18 protein-coding genes and 1 other RNA gene are annotated in these 21,891 nt (G+C 61.8%); 10 read left to right on the forward strand and 9 right to left on the reverse strand.

What is annotated here, in order from left to right; all coding sequences use genetic code 11:
- Window positions 1–423: 423 nt before the first annotated feature.
- From ccoG to AAEZ05_RS26095, 8 genes are all read left to right on the forward strand, one after another.
- Entirely contained in the window at window positions 424–1,839 is a 1,416-nt protein-coding gene (gene ccoG / locus AAEZ05_RS26060; RefSeq protein WP_205893298.1) for a cytochrome c oxidase accessory protein CcoG, read from the forward strand.
- 11 nt (window positions 1,840–1,850) lie between these two features.
- Window positions 1,851–2,390: a FixH family protein gene (locus tag AAEZ05_RS26065; protein WP_045060275.1), complete on the forward strand. Its 540-nt coding sequence runs from the start codon at window positions 1,851–1,853 to the stop codon at window positions 2,388–2,390.
- Between the two features lie 237 nt (window positions 2,391–2,627).
- Window positions 2,628–5,078: a heavy metal translocating P-type ATPase gene (locus AAEZ05_RS26070; protein ID WP_350649458.1), complete on the forward strand. Its 2,451-nt coding sequence runs from the start codon at window positions 2,628–2,630 to the stop codon at window positions 5,076–5,078.
- Window positions 5,079–5,102: 24 nt separating this feature from the next.
- Entirely contained in the window at window positions 5,103–5,321 is a 219-nt protein-coding gene (gene ccoS, locus AAEZ05_RS26075; protein WP_045060277.1) for a cbb3-type cytochrome oxidase assembly protein CcoS, read from the forward strand.
- Complete coding sequence (locus tag AAEZ05_RS26080) at window positions 5,314–5,997, forward strand: sulfite exporter TauE/SafE family protein (RefSeq protein ID WP_350649460.1); 684 nt, start codon at window positions 5,314–5,316, stop codon at window positions 5,995–5,997. The genes ccoS and AAEZ05_RS26080 overlap by 8 nt, the downstream gene beginning before the upstream one ends.
- Window positions 5,998–6,200: 203 nt before the next feature.
- Entirely contained in the window at window positions 6,201–7,583 is a 1,383-nt protein-coding gene (gene hemN, locus AAEZ05_RS26085; protein WP_350649487.1) for an oxygen-independent coproporphyrinogen III oxidase, read from the forward strand.
- 93 nt (window positions 7,584–7,676) lie between these two features.
- Window positions 7,677–8,411: a fumarate/nitrate reduction transcriptional regulator Fnr gene (fnr, locus tag AAEZ05_RS26090; protein WP_045060279.1), complete on the forward strand. Its 735-nt coding sequence runs from the start codon at window positions 7,677–7,679 to the stop codon at window positions 8,409–8,411.
- 79 nt (window positions 8,412–8,490) lie between these two features.
- The gene (locus tag AAEZ05_RS26095) at window positions 8,491–9,039 is read left to right on the forward strand and encodes an adenine phosphoribosyltransferase (protein WP_045060280.1); all 549 of its coding nucleotides are present in this window, start codon (window positions 8,491–8,493) and stop codon (window positions 9,037–9,039) included.
- A 320-nt stretch (window positions 9,040–9,359) separates the two neighbouring features.
- Here AAEZ05_RS26095 and AAEZ05_RS26100 read toward each other — a convergent pair whose 3' ends face one another.
- From AAEZ05_RS26100 to dnaX, 5 genes are all read right to left on the reverse strand, one after another.
- On the reverse strand, window positions 9,360–10,508 hold the full coding sequence (locus tag AAEZ05_RS26100) for an acyl-CoA dehydrogenase family protein (protein WP_045060281.1): 1,149 nt from the start codon (window positions 10,506–10,508) through the stop codon (window positions 9,360–9,362).
- A 280-nt stretch (window positions 10,509–10,788) separates the two neighbouring features.
- A complete protein-coding gene (gene recR / locus AAEZ05_RS26105; protein WP_045060282.1) occupies window positions 10,789–11,391 on the reverse strand; it encodes a recombination mediator RecR in 603 nt (200 codons plus the stop codon).
- A 65-nt stretch (window positions 11,392–11,456) separates the two neighbouring features.
- On the reverse strand, window positions 11,457–12,491 hold the full coding sequence (gene curA, locus AAEZ05_RS26110) for an NADPH-dependent curcumin/dihydrocurcumin reductase (RefSeq protein ID WP_350649462.1): 1,035 nt from the start codon (window positions 12,489–12,491) through the stop codon (window positions 11,457–11,459).
- 194 nt (window positions 12,492–12,685) lie between these two features.
- The gene (locus AAEZ05_RS26115; RefSeq protein WP_028621409.1) at window positions 12,686–13,024 is read right to left on the reverse strand and encodes a YbaB/EbfC family nucleoid-associated protein; all 339 of its coding nucleotides are present in this window, start codon (window positions 13,022–13,024) and stop codon (window positions 12,686–12,688) included.
- Between the two features lie 66 nt (window positions 13,025–13,090).
- A complete protein-coding gene (gene dnaX, locus AAEZ05_RS26120; protein WP_350649464.1) occupies window positions 13,091–15,166 on the reverse strand; it encodes a DNA polymerase III subunit gamma/tau in 2,076 nt (691 codons plus the stop codon).
- 142 nt (window positions 15,167–15,308) lie between these two features.
- Here dnaX and AAEZ05_RS26125 point away from each other — a divergent pair, with 142 nt between their 5' ends.
- Window positions 15,309–16,055: a substrate-binding periplasmic protein gene (locus AAEZ05_RS26125; RefSeq protein WP_350649466.1), complete on the forward strand. Its 747-nt coding sequence runs from the start codon at window positions 15,309–15,311 to the stop codon at window positions 16,053–16,055.
- A gap of 219 nt (window positions 16,056–16,274) precedes the next feature.
- On the forward strand, window positions 16,275–16,535 hold the full coding sequence (locus tag AAEZ05_RS26130) for a DUF6429 family protein (protein WP_350649468.1): 261 nt from the start codon (window positions 16,275–16,277) through the stop codon (window positions 16,533–16,535).
- Window positions 16,536–16,731: 196 nt separating this feature from the next.
- Here the strand turns inward: AAEZ05_RS26130 and ffs are convergent.
- From ffs to zipA, 4 genes are all read right to left on the reverse strand, one after another.
- An RNA gene (gene ffs / locus AAEZ05_RS26135) (signal recognition particle sRNA small type) lies at window positions 16,732–16,828 on the reverse strand.
- 170 nt (window positions 16,829–16,998) lie between these two features.
- Entirely contained in the window at window positions 16,999–18,165 is a 1,167-nt protein-coding gene (locus AAEZ05_RS26140) for a zinc-binding metallopeptidase family protein (RefSeq protein WP_350649470.1), read from the reverse strand.
- Window positions 18,166–18,342: 177 nt separating this feature from the next.
- Window positions 18,343–20,700 (reverse strand): NAD-dependent DNA ligase LigA, encoded by a 2,358-nt coding sequence (ligA, locus tag AAEZ05_RS26145; RefSeq protein ID WP_350649472.1) that lies wholly within the window; start codon window positions 20,698–20,700, stop codon window positions 18,343–18,345.
- Window positions 20,701–20,852: 152 nt separating this feature from the next.
- The gene (zipA, locus tag AAEZ05_RS26150; RefSeq protein ID WP_045060289.1) at window positions 20,853–21,707 is read right to left on the reverse strand and encodes a cell division protein ZipA; all 855 of its coding nucleotides are present in this window, start codon (window positions 21,705–21,707) and stop codon (window positions 20,853–20,855) included.
- Window positions 21,708–21,891: the final 184 nt, after the last annotated feature.

The following is a 21,891-nucleotide window of genomic DNA, read 5'->3' on the forward strand; positions in this document are numbered from 1 at the left end:
TCTATCGTTCATGGAACCTCCAAGTTGGCGAAATCATATCGCCCTTAAGAGGTGTCCGGAATTATTAGACCAGTTCACGGCAGCTCCTACAGGAGCGGCAAGATCAAAAGATCGCAGCCTTCGGCAGCTCCTACGGGAGCGGCAAGATCAAAAGATCGTCCGATCGCGGCCCGAGCCTTCGGCAGCTCCTACGAGGATTGAATTTACGGTCATGGGAGGGCCTTGGCGCTGCGAAAACCGGCCATGATTCACAAGTCAATTGATTCAAGTCATTACACCATCGGATAAATTCTCCCAACGTGACCAAAGGTCGCACCCTCGGACTAGAGCTACAGGCGTATCATTGCGCCACTGCAACACCTCTTTTTGACCGCGGTCGGCATGTACTGACCGGGCATTTTTCCACTGCCGTGGGATGCAATGATGAGCAACCAGATACCGGTACACGACGTCACGCCACCCACCAAGAACGCGAATAACAGCGTCGACCTCTACGCCTCTCGAGAAAAGATCTACACCCGGGCTTTCACCGGCCTGTTCCGCAACCTGCGGATGATGGGCGGCGCGCTGCTGTTCCTGCTGTACTTCGGCACGGTATGGCTCAACTGGGGCGGGCACCAGGCGGTCTGGTGGAACCTGCCGGAGCGTAAGTTCTTCATCTTCGGCGCCACGTTCTGGCCCCAGGATTTCATCCTGCTGTCCGGGATCCTGATCGTCAGCGCCTTCGGCCTGTTCTTCATCACCGTGTACGCCGGGCGAGTCTGGTGCGGCTATACCTGCCCGCAAAGCGTCTGGACCTGGATTTTCATGTGGTGCGAGAAGGTCACCGAAGGCGACCGCAACCAGCGCATCAAGCTCGACAAGGCGCCGATGAGCGCCAACAAGCTGCTGCGCAAGCTCAGCAAGCACTCGCTGTGGCTGTTGATCGGTTTTGTCACCGGCATGACTTTTGTCGGGTATTTCTCGCCGATCCGCGAGCTGACCATCGACTTCTTCACCGGCCAGGCGGATGGCTGGTCGTATTTCTGGGTCGGGTTCTTCACCCTGGCCACCTACGGCAACGCCGGCTGGTTGCGCGAGCAAGTGTGCATCTACATGTGCCCGTATGCGCGTTTCCAGAGTGTGATGTTCGACAAGGACACGCTGATCGTCTCCTACGACCCACGCCGGGGTGAAAGCCGTGGCCCGCGCAAGAAAGGCGTCGACTACAAGGCCCTGGGCCTGGGCGACTGCATCGACTGCACCATGTGCGTCCAGGTGTGCCCCACCGGCATCGACATTCGCGACGGCCTGCAGATCGAATGCATCGGCTGCGCCGCGTGCATCGATGCCTGCGACAGCATCATGGACAAGATGGACTACCCGCGCGGCCTGATCAGCTACACCACCGAGCACAACCTGTCCGGCCAGAAAACCAATAAGCTGCGCCCGCGCCTGATTGGCTATGCCGTGGTGCTGCTGGCGATGATCGGCTTGCTGATGGCGGCCTTCTTCATGCGTTCGCTGGTGGGTTTCGACGTCAGCAAGGACCGCGTCCTGTACCGCGAGAACGCCGAAGGGCGGATCGAAAACGTGTACAGCCTGAAGATCATGAACAAGGACCAGCGTGACCACACCTACCTGCTTGAAGCGACCGGCCTGCCGGACCTCAGGCTGCAGGGCAAGCGTGAGATCAAGGTCGCTGCCGGGGAAATTTTCAGCCAGCCGGTGGAACTGTCCAGCGCGCCGGAGCAATTGCCATCGAGTACCAACGAGGTGAAATTCATCCTCAAGGATGCCGATGACGACAGCGTCCACGTTGAAGCCAAGAGCCGATTCATCGGCCCACAAATTCGTTGAGAGAAGTGAACATGCCTGCAGCAAACACGACGAGCCCCTGGTACAAGCACCTCTGGCCGTGGATCATCATCGCCATCCTGGCCTGCTCGGTGACCCTGACCCTGTCGATGGTGACCATTGCGGTGAACAACCCGGACAACCTGGTCAACGACAACTACTACGAGGCCGGCAAGGGCATCAACCGTTCGCTTGATCGCGAGCTGCTGGCGCAGACCCTGAAACTGCGCGCCAGCGTGCACCTGGACGGGATGACGGGCGAAGTCGACCTGCACCTGACCGGCGACAGCCAGCCAAAAACCCTGGAACTGAACCTGATCTCGCCGACTCAGCCGGAAAAGGATCGCAAGATCACCCTGACCCACAGCGACACCGAGGCCGGCCGCTACATTGGCCAGGTGAACGACAAGGTTGAAGGGCGTCGGTTTGTCGAGCTGCTGGGCGTTGAAAACGACAAGACCTGGCGCATGTTCGAAGAAGAACAGGTCAGCCATGACAAGGACCTGCTGCTGGGCGACGAGCCGCTGCAGGGTGCGGAAGACCTGAAGAAATAAAGCCTGGGCAGGCTGCCTGTGGCGCTGCCGTAGGAGCTGTGGTGGGAACTGTCGTAGGAGCTGTCGAGTGAAACGAGGCTGCGATCTTTTGATGTTGTTTTTTCGAGCAAGATCAAAAGATCGCAGCCTCGTTTCACTCGGCAGCTCCTACAGGGTTCGACAAATTCAACAGGTTTAACAAGTGCAACAGGTTCAACTCACCGGCATCTGCTCAGCCCAGACGATTTAGACTCCCCCATGACCACACCAACCCCCTGCTACCACTGCGCCCTCCCCGTCCCGGGCGGCAGCCGCTTCACCGCCATTGTGCTGGGGCAAACCCGCGAGTTCTGCTGCCCGGGTTGCCAGGCCGTGGCCGAAGCCATTGTGGCCGGGGGGCTGGAAAGTTATTACCAGCATCGCAGCGAAGCATCGGCCAACCCCGAAGCCTTGCCGGTGCAACTGGTGGACGAACTGGCGCTGTACGACCGCGCTGACGTGCAGGCGCCGTTCGTGCGTCACGAGGGCGAGCTGGCCGAAACCACTCTGCTGATGGAAGGCATCAGCTGCGCGGCCTGTGGCTGGCTGATCGAAAAACACCTGCGTGCCCTGCCTGGCGTCGCCGAGGCCCGGCTCAATCTGTCGAACCATCGCCTGCATGTACGCTGGGCCGATGCGCAGTTGCCGCTGAGCCAGGTGCTCGGCGAATTGCGCCACATCGGCTACGCCGCACACCCCTATCAGGCCGACCGCGCCAGTGAACAACTGGCCAGCGAAAACCGCCTGGCCCTGCGCCAACTCGGCGTGGCCGGCCTGCTGTGGTTCCAGGCGATGATGGCGACCATGGCCACCTGGCCCGAATTCAACATCGACCTCAGCCCCGAGCTGCACACCATCCTGCGCTGGGTCGCGCTGTTTCTGACCACGCCGATCGTGTTCTACAGCTGTGCGCCATTCTTCAAAGGTGCCATGCGCGACCTGCGCACCCGGCACCTGACCATGGATGTCTCGGTCTCGCTGGCCATCGGCAGCGCCTACCTGGCGGGGATCTGGACATCGATCACTGGCGTCGGCGAACTGTATTTCGATGCGGTGGGCATGTTCGCCCTGTTCCTGCTGGCCGGACGCTACCTGGAACGCCGCGCCCGGGAGCGCACGGCCGCCGCCACCGCGCAACTGGTCAACCTGTTGCCTGCCTCGTGCCTGCGCCTGGGTGCGGACGGCCAGAGCGAGCGCATCCTGCTCAGCGAATTGCGGCTGGGCGATCAGGTGCTGGTGCATCCCGGCGCTATCCTGCCGGCCGATGGCAGGATTCTCGACGGTCAGTCCAGCGTCGACGAATCCCTGCTCACCGGCGAGTACCTGCCGCAACCGCGCACTCTCGGCGATGCGGTCACGGCGGGAACACTTAACGTCGAGGGCGCGCTGACCGTTGAAGTCCTGGCACTCGGCCAGGACACGCGCCTGTCGGCTATCGTCCGCCTGCTGGACCGTGCCCAGGCGGAAAAACCGCGCCTGGCGGAAATTGCCGACCGCGCCGCCCAGTGGTTTTTGCTGTTGTCGCTGATCGCTGCCGCCGTGATCGGCCTGGTGTGGTGGGAGCTGGACTCCTCGCGGGCCTTCTGGATCGTGCTGGCCATGCTCGTGGCGACCTGCCCGTGCGCCTTGTCCCTGGCGACGCCGACGGCGCTCACGGCGGCCACCGGCACCTTGCACAAGCTGGGCCTGCTGCTGACTCGCGGGCATGTGCTGGAAGGCCTGAATCAAATCGACACGGTGATTTTCGACAAGACCGGCACCCTCACCGAAGGGCGCCTGGCGCTGCGTTCGATCCGCCCCCTCAGTGCGCTCGACAGTGACCAGTGCCTGGGCCTGGCGGCGGCTCTGGAGAACCGTTCCGAACATCCAATTGCGCGGGCGTTTGGTCGCGCGCCGCTGGCCGCCGAGGAAGTGCACAGCACGCCGGGGCTGGGGCTTGAAGGCCTGGTCGGCGAGCAGCGCCTGCGCATTGGCCAGCCGGGTTTTGTCTGCGAACTGAGTGGCGCAGCAGTGCCGGCGATGCCTGATGAGCCTGGCCAGTGGTTACTGCTTGGCGACGCGCATGGCCCCCTGGCCTGGTTTGTCCTCGACGACCGCCTGCGCGCCGATGCGCCGGCGCTGTTGGCGGCGTGCAAAGCCCGGGGCTGGCGAACGCTGCTGCTGTCCGGTGACAGTTCGCCGATGGTCGCCAGCGTCGCCGCCGAGCTGGGCATCGATGAAGCCCGGGGCGGCCTGCGCCCGGATGACAAACTGCAGGTGCTGCAGCAGCTGCACCGCGAAGGGCGCAAGGTGCTGATGCTCGGCGACGGGGTCAACGACGTACCGGTGCTGGCCGCCGCCGACATCAGTGTCGCCATGGGTTCGGCCACTGACCTGGCGAAAACCAGCGCCGACGCCGTGCTGCTCTCCAACCGCCTGGACGCGCTGGTGCAGGCGTTCAGCCTGGCGCGGCGGACCAGACGGGTGATCATCGAGAATCTATTGTGGGCCGGGTTGTACAATGGCCTCATGTTGCCCTTCGCTGCCCTCGGCTGGATCACCCCGGTGTGGGCGGCGGTCGGCATGTCCATCAGTTCGTTGACCGTGGTGCTCAATGCCCTGCGCCTGACTCGCCTGCCGAGCGCGCCGGCCATCAGCGCCACGCCACAAACCCGCCCGCTGCCGGCCTGAGCCGCGCGGGCATGGAGTGAACCCATGCCAGCCTTATACGTGATGATCCCGGCCGCGCTGCTGATCGTGGGCATTGCGATCTACATTTTCTTCTGGGCCGTGGACAGCGGCCAGTACGACGACCTCGACGGCCCGGCCCACAGCATTCTGTTCGACGACCAAGACCCCAAGCACACCGCTGCAGTCGACGAGGCCAGCGGTCACGTGGACAAGCCTGAAGACAAGGCCCCGCCCCATGCTTGAATTGGCACCCCTGCTGGTGTCTGCGGTGATCCTGGGCCTGCTCGGTGGCGGTCATTGCCTGGGCATGTGCGGCGGCCTGATGGGCGCCCTGACCCTGGCGATCCCCAAGGAGCAACGCAGCCGGCGCTTTCGGCTGCTATTGGCGTACAACCTGGGGCGAATCCTAAGTTATGCGACCGCGGGACTGCTGATCGGCCTGGCGGGCTGGGCGGTGGCCAACAGCCCGGCGGCGATGTTCATGCGGGTGCTTGCCGGGTTGCTGCTGATCGCCATGGGCCTGTACCTGGCCGGCTGGTGGAGCGGCCTGACCCGCATTGAAAGCCTCGGTCGCGGTCTGTGGCGGCATATCCAGCCGGTTGCCAACAAACTCCTGCCGGTCTCCAGCCTGCCCCGGGCTTTGCTGCTGGGTGCCCTCTGGGGCTGGTTGCCGTGTGGCCTGGTCTACAGCACGTTGCTGTGGGCGGCGAGCCAGGGCAATGCGTTGGACAGTGCATGGCTGATGCTTGCGTTTGGGCTGGGGACCTGGCCGATGCTGCTGGCCACCGGCCTGGCTGCTGAACGCGTCACGGCGTTATTGCGCAAGCGCAGCGTGCGCATGACCGGTGGGTTGCTGGTGATATTGTTCGGCCTGTGGACCCTGCCGGGGCCGCATCAGCATTGGTTGATGGGGCATTAAGATCAAAAGATCGCAGCCTTCGGCAGCTCCTACAGGTGATCACACATTTTGCGTACACCGACACCCTGTGGGAGCGGGCTTGCCCGCGATGGGGCCTGCACTGGCTACACAACTCTCTATTCTTGATGCAAATCAAGATGCCCCATTGCCCCACCCCCTAGACTCGCCAACACTGCCAGCCTATCCGGGGGAATGCCCGCATGATGCTCGACGCCATTCGTTGGGACACCGATCTGATCCGCCGTTATGACCTGGCGGGACCGCGCTACACCTCCTATCCGACCGCCGTGCAATTCGACGCCACTATCGGCAGCTTCGACCTGTTCCATGCCCTGCGCGAAAGCCGCAAGGCGCTACGGCCGTTGTCGTTGTATGTGCACGTGCCGTTCTGCGCGAACATCTGCTATTACTGCGCCTGCAACAAGGTCATCACCAAGGACCGCGGCCGCGCGCACGCCTATTTGCAGCGCCTGGAACAGGAGATCCAGCTGATCGCCTGCCACCTCGACCCGACACAAAAGGTCGAGCAACTGCACTTCGGCGGCGGTACCCCGACGTTCCTCAGCCATGACGAGCTGCGCCAACTGATGGCGCAACTGCGCAAGCATTTCAATTTGCTCGACGACGACTCCGGCGACTACGGCATCGAGATCGACCCGCGTGAAGCCGACTGGTCAACCATGGGCCTGCTGCGCGAACTGGGGTTCAACCGCGTCAGCATCGGCCTGCAGGACCTGGACCCTGCCGTGCAGCGAGCGGTCAATCGCCTGCAGAGCCTGGAGGAGACCCGCGCAGTGATCGACGCCGCGCGCACCCTGCAGTTTCGCTCGATCAACATCGACCTGATCTACGGCCTGCCAAGACAAACGCCGGACAATTTTGCCCGCACCGTCGAGGAAGTCATCGCGCTGCAACCGGATCGGCTGTCGGTGTTCAACTACGCCCACCTGCCAGAACGCTTCATGCCCCAGCGGCGGATCAACAGCAACGAGTTGCCGACCCCGGCGCAGAAGCTGGAAATGCTGCAGCGCACCATCGAACAACTGACCGCCGCCGGGTACCGCTACATCGGCATGGACCACTTCGCCCTGCCCGACGACGAGCTGGCGATCGCCCAGGAAGAATCAACCCTGCAACGCAATTTCCAGGGCTACACCACCCACGGTCACTGCGATCTGATTGGCCTGGGCGTGTCTGCCATCAGCCAGATCGGCGATCTGTACTCCCAGAACAGCAGCGACCTGAATCACTACCAGAACGCTCTCGCCACTTCTCAACTGGCGACCAGCCGCGGCCTGCTGTGCAATGCCGATGATCGGGTGCGCCGTGCGGTGATCCAGCAGCTGATTTGTCGCTTCAGCCTGGAGTTCGCCGAGATCGAGCAGGCATTCAACATCGATTTTCGCGGCTACTTTGGCGAACTGTGGCCGCAATTGCAGACGATGGCCAAGGACGGCCTGATCGAGCTCGACAACGATCGCATCACCGTACTGCCCGCCGGGCGATTGCTGGTGCGCTCGGTGTGCATGGTGTTCGACCGTTATCTGGAACAACAAAATCGCGAGCGGTTTTCCAAGGTGATCTAATGACCTGGGTCAAATCGCCGCGTGCTGGTCGGATAGTCCTCTGGTGGGTTACCCTTACGTCTTATGTGTGTTTTTCCCACAAGGATTGAAGAAATGTCCGAGCCAGTAAAACTGCGCGCTCATGGTCAGGCCCACTGCAAGGATTGCAGCCTGGCCCCGCTGTGCCTTCCACTTTCGCTGAATCTGGAAGACATGGATGCGCTGGACGACATCGTCAAACGTGGCCGCCCGCTGAAAAAGGGCGAGTTCCTGTTCCGCCAGGGCGACACATTCGATTCCGTTTATGCAGTACGCTCCGGCGCCCTGAAGACGTTCAGCCTCAGTGATGGTGGCGAAGAGCAGCTGACTGGCTTCCATCTGCCGAGCGAACTGGTCGGCCTGTCGGGCATGGACACTGAAAAACACCCGGTTTCCGCGCAAGCCATGGAAACCACCTCGGTGTGCGAGATTCCGTTCGAGCGCCTGGACGAACTGGCCGTGCAATTACCGCAATTGCGCCGCCAGCTGATGCGCGTGATGAGCCGCGAGATCCGCGACGACCAGCAGATGATGCTGCTGTTGTCGAAGAAGACCGCCGACGAGCGCATCGCCACGTTCCTGGTTAACCTCTCGGCCCGCTTCCGCGCCCGGGGCTTCTCGGCCAACCAGTTCCGCCTGAGCATGTCGCGCAATGAAATCGGCAACTACCTGGGCCTGGCGGTGGAAACCGTCTCCCGGGTGTTCACGCGCTTCCAGCAGAACGAATTGATTGCGGCTGAAGGCAAGGAAATCCATATCCTCGATCCGATTCAGCTGTGCGCCCTGGCCGGCGGTTCCCTGGAAGGCTGATCACGGCAAAGGCGGTTGAGCGCAACGGTTCAGCCGCCGTTATACTGTGACGTTTGCAGCCTGCCAGGACACCTCGACGATGGTCTTCGACTCCTTCGACATCAAATCCCTGATCCGCCCCGTGATCGACTTTCCAAAGCCGGGCGTGATCTTTCGCGACATCACCCCGTTGTTCCAATCGCCCACGGCCCTGCGCCTGGTGATGGACAGCTTTGCCCACCGTTATGTCGAAGCCGACTTCACGCACATCGGTGCGATGGACGCTCGCGGCTTCCTGATCGGCTCGGTGTTGGCCTATCAGTTGAACAAGCCGTTGGTGCTGTTTCGCAAGCAAGGCAAGTTGCCGGCTGATGTGCTGGCCGAGGGTTATGCCACCGAATATGGTGAGGCCTTCCTGGAAGTGCATGCCGACAGCCTGTGCGAGGGTGACTCGGTGGTGATGTTCGATGACCTGATTGCCACTGGCGGGACGTTGATTGCAGCGGCCAACCTGATCCGGCGCATGGGCGCGCGGGTGCATGAAGCGGCGGCGATTATTGATTTGCCGGAGCTGGGTGGGTCGCAGAAGCTGGAAGATATGGGGATACCGACTTTTTGCCTGACGCAGTTTGCGTTGACTGATAAGTAAGTCGCCCGTTCCGACGCCATCGCGGGCAAGCCCGCTCCCACAGGGTTCTCTGTCATGCACATGATTTGTGTACGGAGAGGATCTTGGTGGGAGCTGGCCTGCCAGCTCCCACAGGGTTCTTTGTCATGCACATGATTTGTGTACGGCGAGGATCTTTGTGGGAGCTGGCCTGCCAGCGATGGCGTCAGTCGCCATACCGCAAGCGTCAGATCCCCATTTGCTCTCACAGGGTTCTTTGACCTGCACAAGATTTGTATACGGCGCGCACCTTTGTGGGAGCTGGCTTGCCAGCGATGGCGTCAGTCGCCATACCGCCAACCTCAAAGCCCCATCTGCTTGCTGATAATCTCGTTCATCACCTCCCGAGTCCCCCCGCCGATCGAGAGGATCCGGTTATCCCGATACAGCCGCTCCACCAAACTCTCCCGCATATACCCCAGCCCGCCGAGAATCTGCACCGCGTCGGTCGTAATACGATCTGCCGTATCCGTGGCAAAATTCTTCGCCATGGAAATTTCCTTGATCACACTCTGCCCCGCCGCCATTTTCGCCGCCTGGCGATAAGTGAACTCCCGGGAGACTTCCAGTGCAGTGGCCATCTCGGCCAGGCGGTGCTTGAGCACCTGGAACTTGCCGATGGGCTTGCCGAACGCCTCGCGCTGACGTGCCCATTTCAGGCTTTCCTCCAACGCCAGCTGGGCGGTCATGTTGGCCATCAAGGCCAGGGCCAGGCGCTCGCTCTGGAAGTTACCCATGATGCAGGCGAACCCCATGTTTTCGCCGCCGATCAGATTGCCTGCAGGTACGCGGCAATCATCGAAGAACAGTTCAGCGGTGTCCGACGCCCACCAGCCCATTTTCTTCAACTGGCGGCCGACGGTAAAACCGGGGGTACCTTTCTCGATCAGCAGCAGGCTGACGCCGCCGAAGCCGGGGTCACCGGTGCGCACGGCGACGGTGTAGAAGTCTGCGCGAATGCCACTGGTGATGTAGGTTTTGCTGCCGTTGACCCGATAGACATCGCCCTCGCGGACGGCGCGGGTTTGCAGGTTGGCGACGTCCGAGCCGCCGCTCGGCTCGGTCACCGCCAGGGCGCTGATCTTCTCGCCGCTGAGCACCTGGGGCACAACGCGATCGCGGACTTCTGGCCTGGCCCATTTCAGAATCGGCGGCAGGCCGATGTCCAGGGAACCCAGACCGGCAACCAGCCCACCGGAGCCGCAGCGCATCAGCTCTTCACTGGCGGCGACCTTGGCGAACAGATCACCTTCGTGTGAGCCGCCGAAAGCTTCGGGGTAACCGATGCCCAGAATCCCGGCCTGGCCTGCCTTCAGATAGAGCTCACGGGGAAAGCTTTCGGCTTCTTCCCATTGGTCGATGTCCGGCAGGATTTCACGCTCGACAAATCGTCTGACGCTGTCGCGGACCAATTGGTGGCTGGGATCGAAGTATTCCTGGAAGGCAGGCATCGGCGAACTCCACTGAAGGTCCAGTGAAGTTAACCGAGCGCTTGCTTGGTTTTCAACCAAAACATGTAGGAGCGAGCTCGCTCGCGATGGTCGTTAACGAAGACGCGGGAAATCTGATACCCCGCGGCGCCCTCGGGTTCATCGCGAGCAAGCTCGCTCCTACAGATATTCGGCGCCGTGGGCGATGTGGGAGATATTCGGCGCCGTTTGCGGTGTGGGAGATATTCGGTGCCGTGCGGTATGGGAGCAAAGCTTGCCCGCGATGGCGTCATCACGGAGGTTACAGAGCGATCGGCTTACGCCCAGCGAACGAATGCGCCAGCGTCCCGCCATCCACCAACTCAAGCTCGCCACCCAGGGGCACGCCATGGGCGATGCGCGACGCGATCAGGCCTTTGTTGTTGAGCAGCTGGGCGATGTAGTGCGCCGTGGCTTCACCTTCCACCGTCGGGTTGGTCGCCAGGATCACCTCGGTAAAGGTGCCCGCCTCTTCGATCCGTGCCAGCAGTTGCGGAATGCCAATGGCCTCAGGCCCCAGGCCGTCCAGGGGCGACAGATGGCCCTTGAGTACGAAGTAACGCCCGCGAAACCCGGTCTGCTCTACGGCGTAGACATCCATCGGGCCTTCCACCACGCACAGCAAGGTGTCATCGCGGCGAGTGTCGGCGCACTGCGGGCACAGGTCGTCCTCGGTCAGCGTGCGGCACAACCGGCAGTGACCGACGCCTTCCATGGCCTGGCTCAGCGCCGATGCCAGGCGCGAGCCACCGCTGCGATCACGCTCGAGCAACTGCAACGCCATGCGCTGTGCGGTTTTCTGGCCAACACCCGGCAAGGTTCGCAGGGCATCGATCAGTTGGCGAATCAAAGGGCTGAAGCTCATGGGCAAACGTCCGACAAATCAACGAGACGCGGTTTATACCCGCGCCTCTCTTTAGCGTCAATTGCTCAGTCCTGAGCGACCCGCACCACCAGTTTGCCGAAGTTGCGCCCTTCGAGCAGGCCGATGAACGCTTCAGGGGCATTCTCCAGGCCGTCGACCACGTCCTCGCGGAACTTCACCTTGCCATCGCGCACCCACGGCGCCATGGCGCTGATGAACTCCGGTTGGCGATCACCGTAGTCATCGAACACGATAAAGCCCTGGATGCGCACGCGCTTGGTCAGCAGGGTGCGCTGCAGTTGCGGCAGGCGATCGGGACCAGTCGGTGCTTCGTGGGCGTTGTAGCTGGCGATCAGGCCGCACAGAGGGATGCGCGCCTTGGCGTTGAGCAGCGGCAATACCGCATCGAAGACTTTGCCGCCGACGTTTTCGTAGTAGATGTCCACACCTTGGGGGCACGCCAATGCCAGATCCTCGGCGAAACTCGGGCTCTTGTGATCGATGCAGGCGTCAAAACCCAGTTCCTCGACCACGTACCGGCACTTGTCTGCGCCGCCTGCCACACCCACCACCCGCAGGCCCTTGATCTTCGCAACCTGGCCGACCACCGAGCCCACTGCGCCCGATGCAGCAGCGACCACCAGGGTTTCGCCGGCCTGTGGCTGGCCAATGTCCATCAAGCCCATGTAGGCGGTCATGCCCGGCATGCCGAGCACGCCCAGGGCCATCGACGGGCCTGGGAGGCCGGAGGGCACCGGGATGACGTTGCGCCCGTCGCTGATGCTATGGCTCTGCCAGCCCGTTGCGCCGACCACCAGATCGCCTTCCTGGAATTTCGGATTAAGCGAACGCACCACTCGACTCACAGCGCCACCGGTCATGACCTCGTCGATTTCGACCGGAGCTGCGTAGGAAGGTGCGTCACTCATGCGCCCGCGCATGTAGGGGTCCAGCGACAGGTAGAGGGTCTGCAGCAGGATCTGACCGTCGGCCAGGTCGGGCAATGCCTCGCGCTCCAGGCGAAAATTCTCTGGGGTCGGCGCGCCTACAGGGCGAGAGGCCAGGACGATACGTTGGTTGAGGGTCAATGCATCTGGCATGTGAGCTTCTCCTTGATCGTTAAATGGGGGGTATAGGGAGCAGACCTTTTTGGTGGTGGGGCGTTCGATGTTTCGTCAGGTAGACCGAGTTGACTGCTTCGCGGGCCGGTCGCGCATGAGCAACCGGCAGAAACAAAAATGCCAAGCTCAACGCCTGGCATTTTTTTGTAGCTCATCCGACGCGCTTTGGCGAATCAGAATGGCAGTTTCATACCCGGTGGCAATTGCATGCCAGCGGTCATGCCGGACATCTTGTCCTGGCTGTTGGCTTCGATCTTGCGCACGGCGTCGTTGACGGCGGCGGCGAATACGGCTTCGAGCATCTCGCGATCATCTTCGCTCAGGCCTTCAACCATGCTTGGGTCGATGCTCACGCGCTTGACGTCGTGACGACCGGTCATCACCACGGTGACCATATCGCCGCCGGCCTTACCGGTGACTTCGGCGTTGGCCAGTTCTTCCTGCATCTTGGCCATTTTTTCTTGCATCTGCTGTGCCTGCTTCATCAGGCCGGCCATGCCACCTTTCATCATGGGAATCACCTCAAAGTACTTGGATTAAAACGGCGCCCGGCACGTGTGGCCAAACGCCTTCAGTTATTAGCCCTGACTGGCCAGGGCTTCGACAGGTTCAATAGTATCGTTACGGATCACCGCTCCGAACTGCTGCATCATTTGCTGGATGAACGGATCACCATGGATCGACTCCTCCGCCTCGCGCTGACGGTTCACCCGACGCCGGGACGCGGCCTGCGCCGGGGTTTCCTGTTCGGGCTTGATCAGCTCCATGCTCAGGGTCAGCGTGCGCCCGTGGTACTGGTTCAGCGCGTCGTTGAGGCGACGCTGCTGGGTGGCGTTGAACAGGGCGCTGTGGGCCGGGTCCAGGTGCATCAACCAGTTGTCGCCTTCGACGGAAATCAGCGTGCAGTTGGCAGCGATGCTCCCGGTCATGCCGGAGATTGGCAGTTTCGGGAACAGCTCCAGCCATTGCAAGGCCAGGCCGGTGGCGGGCATGGCGGCCGGCTCGGGTTCTGGCTCGGGCGCAGGCTCGGCAGCGTGTTCGCTGGCCAGCTCATCCAGGTAGCTGTAGGCCGAGTCGATGTCCGGCTCGATGTAATCCTCGTCCAGCGGCGGCTCGTCGTCCAGGTCAGTGCCCGGGGTGGCGGCATCGACTTCTGCCACGGACGGCTCCGGAATAGGCGCGGCGGCCCACTCCGGCGCATCCGGCACCACGCTGTCTGGCATGGGCAGCGGCATCGGTGGCAATTCGGGCTGCTCGCCAGCGGTCTCGAGCATCGGCTCGACGGCGGGCTGCAGCACGGCCTCGGGCTCGACCGGGTCGTTCCATGGCAGGTCGACCACCTCCTCGACGGCGACCGCCTCCACCACTGGCTCTGGCGGCGCAACCGGCGCAACTGGCTCAGGCGCTGGAACGGGTGCTGGAGCAACAACGGGTGCAGCAACAACAGGCGCAACTGCCGTAGCGACTACCGGCGCAACAACCGGCGCGGCAGCCACTGAGTTTGCGGAATCAACTGTGGCCTGGCTGATCCCCACTGGCTTTAGCGGCTGCCTCGGGGCGTCCGCCGTATCGGCCGGCCTGAACGCAAGCATGCGCAACAGAACCATTTCGAACCCGCCTCGCGGGTCCGGTGCCAGCGGCAGGTCACGGCGCCCGATCAGACCCATCTGGTAATAGAACTGCACGTCTTCGGCCGGCAGCGCCTGGGCCAGGGCCAGCACCCGATCGCGGTCGCCATGGCCATTGTCGACACCCTCAGGCAGCGCCTGGGCGATGGCGACACGGTGCAATACGTTGAGAATTTCCGAGAGCACGCCATTCCAGTCCGGGCCTTGCTCCGCCAGGTGACGCACGCCTTCGAGCAGCGCCCTGGCATCGCCTTCGATCAGCGCATGCAGCACGTCGTAGACCTGGCCGTGATCGAGTGTGCCGAGCATCGCTCGCACGTCGGCGGCCATCACCTTGCCCTCACCGAAGGCAATGGCCTGGTCGGTGAGGCTCATGGCATCGCGCATCGACCCGTCGGCGGCGCGACCCAGCAACCACAGGGCATCGTCTTCGAACGGCACGTTCTCGACACCCAGTACATGGGTCAGGTGCTCGACCACGCGCTCGGGGGTCATGTTCTTCAGGGAGAACTGCAGGCACCGCGAAAGAATCGTTGCAGGGAGTTTCTGCGGATCAGTGGTGGCCAGGATGAACTTGACGTAGGGCGGCGGTTCTTCGAGGGTTTTGAGCAGCGCATTGAAGGAATGGCTGGAGAGCATGTGCACTTCGTCGATCAGGTAGACCTTGAAGCGCCCACGGCTCGGGGCGTATTGCACATTGTCGAGCAGTTCGCGGGTGTCCTCGACCTTGGTCCGGCTCGCGGCGTCGATCTCGATCAGGTCGACGAAGCGCCCCTCATCGATCTCCCGGCACACCGAACACTCGCCGCAGGGCGTGGAGGTGATGCCCGTTTCACAGTTCAGGCACTTGGCAATGATCCGCGCGATGGTGGTCTTGCCGACCCCGCGCGTGCCGGTGAACAGGTAGGCGTGATGCAGCCGCTGGCTGTCCAAGGCATTGATCAGAGCCTTGAGCACATGGGTCTGGCCGACCATTTCGCGGAACGAGCGCGGACGCCATTTACGTGCAAGAACCTGATAACTCATCGAAAACCGTCGCCACGAAGGAACACAAGCGGCTAATGCTAGCGGAGCAAGGCCAAAATTGCATCCGATGCCTCGTCTAATCTGGCTAAGATGCACAGCGGGGGCTTTCAACGGCTCAGGTTTCAGACGTACCGGAGCTTTTATGCGGTTGGCCTTGGGGGCATTGTTGTTCGTGAGCTTGACCGGCGCGGCTGCAGACGCGCCGTTGCGCTTCGTGGTGCCCGACAGCTGGACCATGCCGATGGTGCAGTTTGAGCGCGGTCGCCCGACACAGGGCATCCTGTATGACGTGATGCTCAGCCTGGCGACCCAGGTGGGCGTGCCTGCGGAATTTCACGTACTGCCCCGGGCGCGGGTGCAGAGCGCCATGGAGCATGGCGAAATCGATGTGCGCTGTTATGCCGCGCAGTCCTGGCTGCCCAATCAGTCCGGCGACTACATCTGGAGCATTCCGCTGTGGGTTCAGCCCGATGTGCTGCTGAGCCGCCCTGACCCGCTGACCTCCGCCGACCCGGCCCACCCGGCCCACCTGCCGCGCCAGTCGATCGGCACGGTGCGCGGCTACACCTACCCGACCCTGCAACCGCTGTTCGACGCCGACAAGCTGGACCGCGAAGACGCGCGCAACCAGGAACAGGTACTGGAAAAACTGCTGGCGGGACGTTATCGCTACGCGGTGAGCAACCAGTGGACGATGGACTGGTTCAACCAGCGCTTGCTGCCCGAGCAACAATTGCAAAGTGTTGCTGTGCTTCAGGAGCAGCGGGTGGGGTGTTATGTACGTAATGACCCCAAGGTGCCAGTGCAACGCATCCTGCGCACCTTGCTGCGGATGAAAATGTCCGGGGAGATCGATGACATCATTCGGCTGTATATCGGCAAGCCCTAGGGCGCGATATTGTCAGATCGGCTTGAACTCATCCTTCAGCAAGTCTGCAAACGCGTCGCGCGCGCGATGCGCCGTTGAGTGCCTGTTCAATATTGGCTGGCTGGAGTTGCCCTGCTAACCGCACTAATCTTTTGGAGGTCGAAGCGGATTGTGGAGCACCAGTCACCGCGCGACGACGCTCATTGAAGACACTCATTGAATATGAGGGGAGCAGCAATCATGGAGTACGACGACAAACTGGTTGAAGACGCTGTGCTTGCCCTGTTGGCAGCCTTCAGTTTCAACGATGGTAACACCTGGAAAGGTTTCGATTTCGAGATCATGAACAAATTGCATCAACAAGGTTTAATCACTGATCCGGTAAACAGGAACAAGTCTATTTGGTTGACGGAGGAAGGGCTTGAGCGGGGTCGGCAGATAGCTGATCGCCTGTTTGGGGTAAAAACGCCAACAGCTAATTCATCCAACCCTGACGCCTGAATTCACGGACTGGGGTGTTTGGCGTTGCTGCAGAATGCAATGCTCCCAAGGCAACTCTGTATCGGGTCGCACAAAAATCACTGCAAGCACGCTTGCCCGTCAGAGTTCACCGCTGAGGTGATCTGGACGCTGGCGCATTTTGAGGTTTTTGACTGGAGCATCGTTGCAGGCGCAACGACTTGGAGATAGGTGGTAACCCCATCAGCCACACCCCGGCACACAATGTTCCCGCTGTGGCTGCTTCCTTCCGGATCTGACCAGGTTCACGGGTAATCGTTGCGGGGGGACCGATGGGGTCACCATAACGACACTCACCTGTCGGCGAGCCGCGCCATTGTACCTATCTGAGACGAAGTTACAACCGTTCGACAGGATAAAAAAATATGAGGCCGGTCAATGACATGCGTTGGCCCCTTAAAGATCGTCCGAACGCGGCCCGAGCCTTCGGCAGCGCCTGCCGGAATTATGCTTGCGCCAATACCTCATCCGCCCTGCCACCCTCCTCCTGGATCACCAGGTGGATGAAGTGCAGCTTGGCGATCACCGCTGGTGGCAGGACGAAGGGGTAGAAATCCGGCTGGCCCATGCTGCGTGACAGTTCGTTGAGCATGCCGGCGAGTTCGATCCAGGCGTTGACGAAGGACAGGAACGCCGGGCCACCGGGATGCTGGGGGTCGTAAAGGGTGTCGAGCGGAAATGGCTGGTAGTCGAAATCCATCTCCCGGGCGCTCATGCCAAACCCCAATGCGGTGTCCACGGCATCCATCATGTGCAGGTAGTGCGCCCAGGTTTCGGCCCAGTCTTCCCAGGGGTGCATGGTGGCGTAGGCGCTGACGCAGTGTTGCTGCCAGTCCAGGGGGGCGCCCTGCTGGTAATGGCGATCGAGCGCCTCGGCGTAGCTGGCGCGATCGTCGCCGAACAGATGGCGAAACGGCTCCAGCCAGTGGCTGTTGGCGATCAGGCGGTCCCAGTAGTAATGACCGACCTCGTGGCGGAAGTGGCCGAGCAGCGTGCGATAAGGTTCGTGCATCTGCACCCGGATTTTTTCCCGATGGGCGTCGTCGGCTTCCTTGATGTCCAGGGTGATCAGGCCGTTGGCGTGCCCGGTGGTGGGCGCCTGCCCTTCGAGATCGACGCCGATGAAATCGAATGCCAGACCAGTTTCTTCGTCGACTGTCTTGGGAATCACCTGCAACCCCAGGCTGACCAGTTGCGCCACCAGGCGGCGCTTGGCCGTCTCGACCTTGCGCCAGCGTTCGTGGTTCTCGGTAAGGGTCAGGTCAGGGATGGTGTGGTTGAGGCTGCAGGCGATGCACAGGGCGTTGTGGTCATCGGCCGGCAGCAGCCAGTTGCAGGCGGCTGGGGAGTCGAGGTTGGCGCAACGGCGGAACAGCCCTGCCTCGGGCTCGGCGTCGAGCAGCCAGGTGTCGGGCTGCGGGCCGGGTTGCAGGGAGGACAGGCGGCTTTTTTCCGGCTGATAGCCCAGCATTGCGGAGCAGGCCAGGCACTGGCTGTTGCTGAAGAACAGCGACTGCCCGCAGCGGCACTGCCAGACCTTGCTGTTGCGGGACGTCTCGTTGATAAAAGGTGCGGCGATGCGGGAACTGAGCTGTTCGAAGAAGCGGTACATGGCGATCTCTCCCTGGGGCTGGCCAAGACTAGATCATTGGGGCTGGGATATCGTTCCCAGAGTTTTGTTGGGTGGATCAAAAGATCGTCCGATCGCGGCCCGAGCCTTCGGCAGCTCCTACGAGTGGTGTGAGCCCTGTAGGAGCTGCCGAAGGCTGCGATCTTTTGACCCTGTTTGTCAGATCGGTACGCCGTGGTCTTTCAGGAACCCGACAAACGCCTCTTCATCCAGCACCTTGAGCCCCAGCTCGTTGGCCTTGGCCAGTTTCGAACCGGCACCCGGTCCTGCCACCACGCAATGGGTCTTGGCCGATACCGAGCCTGCGACCTTGGCGCCCAGGCTTTCCAGCTTGTCCTTGGCCACGTCGCGGCTCATCAGTTCCAGCGAACCGGTCAGGACCCAGGTTTGCCCGGCCAGCGGCAAGCCTTCGACGACTTTTTTCTCGCTCAGCCAGTGCATGCCGAACTCGGTCAACTGCGCCTCGGCCTTCAACGCGCGCTGGCGATTGTCTTCAATGGCGAAAAACTCCCGCACCGCGTTCGCCTGCTTTTCCGGCAAGGCCTGGCGCATGTCCAGCCAGTCGGCATTCATCACCGCTTCCAGAGAGCCGAACTTGTCTGCCAGCTTCTGTGCGCCGCCCGGGCCGACCGAGGGGATGTGCAGCTTGTCGAGGAACCCGCCCAGGGTGGTGCTGGCGGAGAATTCGGCGCCCAGTTCGCCCTGGTCCTGAATCTCCAGGCCGTGCTTGAGCAGTTCGGCGATGACCTGGCGGTTGTGCCCGTCCTCGAAGAAGCTGTGGATCTCGTGTGCCACTTCCAGGCCGACGTCCGGCAAGTACGTGAGCACTTGCGGCAAGGCTTGCTGCACGCGCTCCAGGGAACCCAGGGAGCGCGCCAGGACCTTGGCCGTCTCTTCGCCGACATCGGGAATCCCGAGGGCGTAGATGAAGCGCGCCAGGCTCGGTTTCTTGCTGTCTTCGATGGCGCTGAGGAGTTTTTTGCTCGACAGCTCGGCAAAGCCTTCGAGGTCGACGATGTCCTCGAACTTGAGGGCATACAGATCCGCTGGCGAGCTCACCAGCCCTTCGTCGACCAACTGCTCGACGCTCTTGTCGCCCAGGCCTTCGATGTCCATGGCACGGCGCGAGACGAAGTGGATGATCGCCTGCTTGAGTTGTGCGCCACAGGCCAGGCGACCGACGCAGCGATACACCGCGCCCTCGCTGACCGTTTCGCGGCCCTTGCTGCGCTTGACCAGTTGGGTGCGCTCGACGTGCGAGCCACACACCGGGCACTGCTCGGGAATCTGCACCGCCCGGGCATTTTCGGGGCGGCGCTCGGTGACGACTTGCACCACTTGCGGGATCACATCGCCCGCGCGGCGGATGATCACGGTATCGCCGATCATCAGCCCCAGTCGCGCGACTTCGTCCATGTTGTGCAAGGTCGCATTGGCCACGGTGACACCCGCGACCTTGACCGGTTTCAAGCGCGCCACCGGGGTGACCGCGCCGGTGCGTCCGACCTGGAACTCGACGTCGAGCAATTCGGTGAGTTCTTCCATCGCCGGGAATTTGTGCGCGATGGCCCAGCGCGGCTCGCGCGCACGGAAGCCCAGTTCGCGCTGGGAGGCGATGCTGTTGACCTTGAACACCACGCCGTCGATTTCGTAAGCCAGGCTGTTGCGACGTTCGCCGATGTCGCGGTAGTAATCCAGGCATTCGTCGATACCGTGGGCCAGCTTCAGCTCGCGGCTGATTGGCATGCCCCATTGTTGCAGCTGCTTGAGGTTGCCGATGTGGGTGTCGGCGATATCGGCCGAGACCTGGCCGATGCCATAACAGCAGAATTCCAGCGGACGGTTGGCGGTGATCTTCGAATCCAGCTGGCGCAAGCTGCCGGCGGCGGCATTGCGCGGGTTGGCGAAGGTTTTGCCGCCGACTTCCAGCTGAGTGGCGTTGAGCCGCTCGAAGCCGGCTTTGGACATGAACACTTCGCCACGCACTTCCAGGGTCGCCGGCCAGCCGCTGCCTTGCAGCTTGAGCGGGATGTTGCGCACGGTGCGCACGTTGACGCTGATGTCTTCACCGGTCGTACCGTCGCCGCGCGTCGCGCCGCGCACCAGTACGCCATCCTGATACAACAGGCTGACCGCCAGGCCGTCGAGCTTCGGCTCACAGCTGTATTCGACCGCCGCACCGCCGCCCAGCAGATCACCGACCGGCAGATCCAGACCTTCGGTGACCCGACGATCAAACTCGCGCATGTCGGTTTCTTCGAAGGCGTTACCGAGGCTGAGCATCGGCACTTCATGACGCACCTGGGTAAACGCCGACAATGCCGCACTGCCAACGCGCTGGGTGGGCGAGTCGCTGGTGACCAGCTCCGGATGCGCGGCTTCGAGGGCCTTGAGCTCGTGGAACAGGCGATCGTACTCCGCGTCCGGAATGCTCGGCTCGTCCATCACGTGGTAGCGATAGTTGTGCTGATCGAGCTCGGTACGCAGCTCTAGAATGCGGGTTTTGGCGGCGGTCATGGGTGTTCTCTCATAAAGCAAAAGAGCAGCCTAGGCTGCTCAATCTTATCTGGATCAAAGGATCGCAGCCTCGTTTTACTCGACAGCTCCTACGGGAAACATGCGATCTGCGTAGGAGCTGTCGAGTAAAACGAGGCTGCGATCTTTTGCCTCTATCGTTTCTGAGTCAGCGCACGACGTTCAAATTCCACGATGCGCTGACGGTAATGCTCGATCGTCTGGGCGGTCAGCACACTGCGCTGGTCGTCTTTCAATTCGCCGTTCAATTCCTGGGACAGCTTGCGCGCCGCCGCCACCATCACTTCGAAGGCCTGCTTCGGATGACGCGGGCCTGGCAGGCCGAGGAAGAAGCTCACTGCCGGCGTGCTGAAGTGGTCGATATCGTCCAGGTCAAACACCCCCGGCTTCACGGCGTTGGCCATGGAGAACAGCACTTCACCGTTGCCAGCCATGCTTTCGTGGCGGTGGAAGATATCCATTTCGCCGAAGCGCAGACCGCTTTCAAGAATGTTCTGCAGCAGCGCCGGGCCTTTGAAACCGGCCGCGTCACGGCAGATCACGCTGATCACCAGCACTTCCTCGGCTTGCGGCTGATCGCGCTCGCTGCTGGAGTGCGCCGGCTTGGTGTCGTCCGGGAAATCGTCGTCACGGCTGCTGAAGCTCGGGCCGCCGTCCAGGTCGAGGTTGAGGTTCAGGTCGCCCTGGGACGGCTCGCCGTGGCCACGCTTGCCACGCTTGGCACCCGATTCACGGGCGTCACGGGCCGGCATGCTCACCGACGGCAGATCATGCTCGTCCAGCTGCGGTTCCTTATGGGTGTCCAGGACGCGGGGCGGGCCCAACAGCTCGGCGCTGGTGTCCTCGTCCGGCAGATTGGATAAATTTCGGTCAAGACGGAATTTCAGTTTTCCCTTGCCGCCGCGCATACGGCGCCAGCCATCAAAAAGAATACCGGCAATGACAATGATGCCGATGACGATCAGCCACTCGCGCAGACCGATTTCCATGTAATCCCGTGCCTCTATAAAAAATGCTGAAAAATAAGGGGTTTACAACTCGCAAACCGCTTTAAAACGTGGCGCCAACTCTATGTTCTGACAGGCGTTTTGCCCACGTATACGAAAAATTGATATTAAACTAGCACGACCAAAGGCAACTTTACACCGTCTGTCTTCCCGCCCAGTGCGAATA

The sequence above is a fragment of the Pseudomonas sp. HY13-MNA-CIBAN-0226 genome, assembly GCF_040310305.1.
GTDB lineage: Bacteria > Pseudomonadota > Gammaproteobacteria > Pseudomonadales > Pseudomonadaceae > Aquipseudomonas > Aquipseudomonas gregormendelii.

Bases quoted from the DNA above. Each gene is read 5' to 3' on its own strand.
- hemN (WP_350649487.1), top strand. From the start codon at position 6,201: ATGCTCGACGCCATTCGTTGGGACACCGATCTGATCCGCCGTTATGAC.
- AAEZ05_RS26080 (WP_350649460.1), top strand. From the start codon at position 5,314: ATGCTTGAATTGGCACCCCTGCTGGTGTCTGCGGTGATCCTGGGCCTG.
- AAEZ05_RS26065 (WP_045060275.1), top strand. From the start codon at position 1,851: ATGCCTGCAGCAAACACGACGAGCCCCTGGTACAAGCACCTCTGGCCG.
- AAEZ05_RS26115 (WP_028621409.1), bottom strand. From the start codon at position 13,024: ATGATGAAAGGTGGCATGGCCGGCCTGATGAAGCAGGCACAGCAGATG.
- curA (WP_350649462.1), bottom strand. From the start codon at position 12,491: ATGCCAGATGCATTGACCCTCAACCAACGTATCGTCCTGGCCTCTCGC.
- AAEZ05_RS26070 (WP_350649458.1), top strand. From the start codon at position 2,628: ATGACCACACCAACCCCCTGCTACCACTGCGCCCTCCCCGTCCCGGGC.
- AAEZ05_RS26095 (WP_045060280.1), top strand. From the start codon at position 8,491: ATGGTCTTCGACTCCTTCGACATCAAATCCCTGATCCGCCCCGTGATC.
- dnaX (WP_350649464.1), bottom strand. From the start codon at position 15,166: ATGAGTTATCAGGTTCTTGCACGTAAATGGCGTCCGCGCTCGTTCCGC.
- ccoS (WP_045060277.1), top strand. From the start codon at position 5,103: ATGCCAGCCTTATACGTGATGATCCCGGCCGCGCTGCTGATCGTGGGC.
- zipA (WP_045060289.1), bottom strand. From the start codon at position 21,707: ATGGAAATCGGTCTGCGCGAGTGGCTGATCGTCATCGGCATCATTGTC.
- ccoG (WP_205893298.1), top strand. From the start codon at position 424: ATGAGCAACCAGATACCGGTACACGACGTCACGCCACCCACCAAGAAC.
- recR (WP_045060282.1), bottom strand. From the start codon at position 11,391: ATGAGCTTCAGCCCTTTGATTCGCCAACTGATCGATGCCCTGCGAACC.
- fnr (WP_045060279.1), top strand. From the start codon at position 7,677: ATGTCCGAGCCAGTAAAACTGCGCGCTCATGGTCAGGCCCACTGCAAG.
- AAEZ05_RS26140 (WP_350649470.1), bottom strand. From the start codon at position 18,165: ATGTACCGCTTCTTCGAACAGCTCAGTTCCCGCATCGCCGCACCTTTT.
- AAEZ05_RS26125 (WP_350649466.1), top strand. From the start codon at position 15,309: ATGCGGTTGGCCTTGGGGGCATTGTTGTTCGTGAGCTTGACCGGCGCG.
- AAEZ05_RS26130 (WP_350649468.1), top strand. From the start codon at position 16,275: ATGGAGTACGACGACAAACTGGTTGAAGACGCTGTGCTTGCCCTGTTG.
- ligA (WP_350649472.1), bottom strand. From the start codon at position 20,700: ATGACCGCCGCCAAAACCCGCATTCTAGAGCTGCGTACCGAGCTCGAT.
- AAEZ05_RS26100 (WP_045060281.1), bottom strand. From the start codon at position 10,508: ATGCCTGCCTTCCAGGAATACTTCGATCCCAGCCACCAATTGGTCCGC.